Raw genomic sequence first — 3,707 nt, forward strand, 5'->3', positions numbered from 1 at the left:
AGGCGCTGATCCCGCCCTGGCCGTCGGTCGCGGCCGGCGCGCTGCGTTCGCGCATGCTGGCCGACGCGGGCATTGATCTCGCCGCCTTCGCGCGCGGCGAGGTGGATCACCCCAGCCTGGGCACGCCGACCGCCCCCGGCCCATTCACCGTCACCGGCTTTCATTTGGCGCGTCGGCACGCCGATGGGCGCGTGGAATTGCTGATGGCGCCGCCGGCCGATCTGGTGGTGTTGGCGGCGGAGGGCGACCAGCCGTTCCGGGTGCAGCGCATGGCGCCGACCGCGCCCGCCGCCGGGCTCGCCAGCTCGGCCGAGTTGCCGCGGCTGCCGGTGCTGGCGCAGGCGGATCGGCACAAGCCGGCCGGCGGCTATTGGCTGACCGAAGCAGGTTTCGGGAAATATCTAGCTGGACGAGTGCCCGACGATGCCCAGATCGACTGGGTCAAATCGAACGCGCTGTGGCAGTTTGAGCATCGCGTCGGCGTCGGGCTGGACGCCGCGCAACGCCGCGCCAAGGATGGTCAGTTGTTCTCGATGCAGGCGGTGGCGATGCTCAAACGGGGTCACCGCCTGGACAGGCGCAACGAGAAAGAGCAGCCGGTGGGGTATGACGTGGGCTTTCTCGCCACCGTCAGCGGCGCCGAGCCGCCGACCTCCGGCCTCGTGCGCCTGGGCGGTGACGGCCGCGCCGCGGCGCTGCATCCGGTGAACGACTACCGGCTACCGGCGCCGGACTACGAGGCCATCGTCGCTGCCCGGCGTTGCCGGCTGCTGCTGACCAGCCCCGGCCTGTTCGCGGCCGGCTGGCTGCCCGCTGGCGCGAACCCTGACACCCGCCGCGCCGATGGCGCCATCCGCTTCGACCTGCACGGGGTTTCCGGCTGGCTCGTGTGCGCCGCCGTGCCGCGCGCCGAGGTGGTGTCGGGCTGGGACCTGGCGCGCTGGCTGCCCAAGGACGCGCTGCGCGCCGCGCCCGCCGGCAGCGTCTGGTGGCTCGAAGACCTCGACGCCCCGCCCGATGCGCTTCGCAAGCTTGCCGAAACCGGCCTGTGGCGCGAACCCTGCGACGATGCCACCCGGCGCGCCGAGGGCTTCAACCGTATTGCCATCGCAGCCTACTGATTCCAACGGAGTCCGCCATGTTTCAACAACAATCAGCCCTGTTCCTTTACGCGGTCAGTCCCGTCCACATGGGCGCCGGGCAGGCCATCGGCGTCATCGACAACCCGATCCAGCGCGAACGTCATACCGGCCACCCCTGCTTTGCCGGCTCCGGCATCAAAGGCGCGGTGCGCCACAGCTTCGAACAGCTCTGTCAGGGCACGCAGCAGGATCGGCCGATCAAGGACCTGATCAAGGTGCTGTTCGGCCCCGAATCCGGCAGCAGCGACCTGCACGCCGGCGCCCTCAGCTTTGGCGATGCCCAATTGGTGGCCCTGCCGGTGCGCAGCCTCAAAGGCGGCTATGTCTACGCAACCTGCCCGCAGGCGCTGGCGCGGGCGCAGCGATTACTGACATTGAGCGGCGCCGCGGCGAGCTGGCCGGCGTTCGCCGTCGAGCCGGACCACTGCCGGCTCGCCAATTCGCAGTTGACCGTCCAGCGGCAGGTAAACGGCAGGGCCGCTCAGGTATTGCATCTGGAAGCCTTCGAGTACACCGCCCAGGAGTCCGAGTGCGCCGCGGTGAAGACCATCGCCGCCGATCTCGCCGCCAAGGCGCTGCCGGCTGATCCCGCCTATGCGTTTTTCGCCGACAAGCTCAAGACCGATCTGGTGGTGCTGTCGGACACCGACTTCGGCTACTTCGCCGAGCACGCGATGCTGGTGGAACCACATGTGCGCATCGACGAGAACACCGGCACCGCCGCCGACGGCGGGCTGTTCTACACCGAGAACCTACCGCCGGAATCGCTGCTGATCGCGCCGCTCATGGCCAGCCAGACGCGCACGGGCAAGCAGGCCGATCAGGAGGACAGTGCCGCAGGCGTGATGGCCAAAATCAAGAACGTCATCGACGGCAAGCTGCTGCAACTCGGCGGCGACGCCACCACCGGCCGCGGCCTGGTGCTGGCCAAAGTGGTGGAGGGCTGAACATGGCGACACTCGAGCAACTGCGCGCACAGGATGCGTGGACGAAGGCGGCTGACGGCATCGCCCTGCACGGCAGGGATTACGTAAACGACGCCAAAGGCCTGCCGGCGCTGATCATGAATTCCGGCCTGATGCAGGTGATGGCCTACCTCGAAGACAAGGGCGGGCGTCATCACACCCTCGCCCAGCACCTGCGACTGTGGCTGCAAGGCCGCTTTCCGCAGCAATTCCCTAGCGCCGACTTCGCAGCCTTCATGCAGGCGCTGATGCAAGCGGCGCCCGCCGACTACCAGGCCATCACCGCCGAAGCCTTCGCCTGGCTCAAGTGGCTGCGGCAGATGGCGGCGGCGCGGCAGTCATGATGCCATCAGCGAAGGCTGATCAGCCGCTCATAGACGGTTCGCGGGCTCAGGATGGCCATCTCACCCAGTGTGCCCAGGCCGAGCAGCGCCTTATCGCCGGTCACGAACCAATGCGCGCCGGCATTCAGCGCGGCAGCCAGAATCCAGGCGTCGTCAGGGTCGGGCACGTCCGGCGCGGGTGCCTGCGCGGCCGGCACGATCTGGGCATAGCGAAGAAAGAACGAGTCGGTGCGTGCCAGCAGGGCTTGATCCACGCCCAGTTTGTCGCGCGCGACGCGGCGGAATTCGTCGAGCACGCGCTCGTCGAGCAGGAGGTCGATGCCGGACTCGATCAAGGCTTCGAGCAATTGCGCGCACAGGCCGGGCAGAAAACGGCCGCTCAGCCAGACGTTGGTATCGATGAAGACCTTCACGAGAAGTCGCGGAAAAAATCTTCGTCGGTCAGATACCCGGCGCGCTCGGCGTACGGCATCAGTTGCCGGCGGGTCTGGCGCAGCTCTTCGAGCGCCGCCTGCCGGCGCAGCATTTCACGCACCAGATCGCTCTTGGTGCGATGCGCGGCTTCCGCCAGGCGGTTCAGCTCAGCATCGAAATCATCGTCAATGCGGATGGTCAGTGTGGTCATGACAGCCTCCCGGGCTGAACAGAAAGTTCGTGTACGACAATGTAGCACAAAGGTGAATACATGAGCATTGCAGCCGTTCCGAGCTATCTACAGAAAGATGACCCCGAGTTTTACCTTTCGGCGCCACCTGGTCACCGCTTCCTGCTGTACTTCGCCGCATGGGGGGAGAACCAGGAAGAGAATCGGATCGATTGGCGCACGAATGATCGGGTGCCGAAGATGAAGCGCGAAGGCGGCGGTTTGGTCCAGGGGGGCTGGGATGATCTGTCGAATGATCAACACGCCTGTGCCATTGCAGCCTGCAAGACCCCTTCTTTTGATGAAGAGCGGCCGCGCCGAAGAAAACCCAAAACCGATCCAGGGCTTGCACCTTGGCGACCGCTGATACAGGCACTGCGCGACCGACAGACCCGCCTGTTCGAGACGGTAGCGGCCGTCGAAAGGCTGTGTCTGGACGCCAAGGCCACCGCGCCCTTCACCACGGGTCTTGGTAACGAGCATCCGCTGGAAAACGGCTTTGCCTTCCTGAACCCTTACGGTTTGCCCTATCTACCCGGCTCCGGCGTCAAGGGTGTGCTGCGCCAGGCGGCACGGGAGTTGACCAGCGGCGACTGGGGCGATGCGCACGGTT

Annotated in this window: 6 protein-coding genes; 4 read left to right on the forward strand and 2 right to left on the reverse strand. The window is 66.5% G+C overall.

Annotation, left to right across the window (positions count from 1 at the left end):
* From PHC73_RS12385 to cmr5, 3 genes are all read left to right on the forward strand, one after another.
* Positions 1-1,121: type III-B CRISPR module-associated Cmr3 family protein (locus tag PHC73_RS12385; protein WP_300128731.1), on the forward strand; the 1,121-nt coding region annotated here is incomplete at its 5' end.
* 17 nt (positions 1,122-1,138) lie between these two features.
* Positions 1,139-2,089: a type III-B CRISPR module RAMP protein Cmr4 gene (gene cmr4 / locus PHC73_RS12390; RefSeq protein ID WP_300128734.1), complete on the forward strand. Its 951-nt coding sequence runs from the start codon at positions 1,139-1,141 to the stop codon at positions 2,087-2,089.
* A gap of 2 nt (positions 2,090-2,091) precedes the next feature.
* Positions 2,092-2,451, forward strand: coding sequence for a type III-B CRISPR module-associated protein Cmr5 (gene cmr5, locus PHC73_RS12395; protein ID WP_300128737.1), 360 nt, complete (start codon positions 2,092-2,094; stop codon positions 2,449-2,451).
* Positions 2,452-2,456: 5 nt separating this feature from the next.
* Here the strand turns inward: cmr5 and PHC73_RS12400 are convergent, their stop codons facing one another.
* The gene (locus tag PHC73_RS12400) at positions 2,457-2,864 is read right to left on the reverse strand and encodes a putative toxin-antitoxin system toxin component, PIN family (RefSeq protein WP_300128740.1); all 408 of its coding nucleotides are present in this window, start codon (positions 2,862-2,864) and stop codon (positions 2,457-2,459) included.
* Positions 2,861-3,076, reverse strand: coding sequence for a ribbon-helix-helix protein, CopG family (locus PHC73_RS12405; protein WP_300128742.1), 216 nt, complete (start codon positions 3,074-3,076; stop codon positions 2,861-2,863). Before PHC73_RS12405 ends, PHC73_RS12400 begins: the two co-directional genes overlap by 4 nt.
* Positions 3,077-3,136: 60 nt before the next feature.
* On the opposite strand from PHC73_RS12405, the gene PHC73_RS12410 reads away from it, so the two are divergent.
* On the forward strand, positions 3,137-3,707 hold a 571-nt coding region (locus PHC73_RS12410), incomplete at its 3' end, for an RAMP superfamily CRISPR-associated protein (protein WP_300128745.1).

Origin of the sequence: Immundisolibacter sp., from assembly GCF_028696615.1 — a bacterium.
Classification (GTDB): domain Bacteria; phylum Pseudomonadota; class Gammaproteobacteria; order Immundisolibacterales; family Immundisolibacteraceae; genus Immundisolibacter.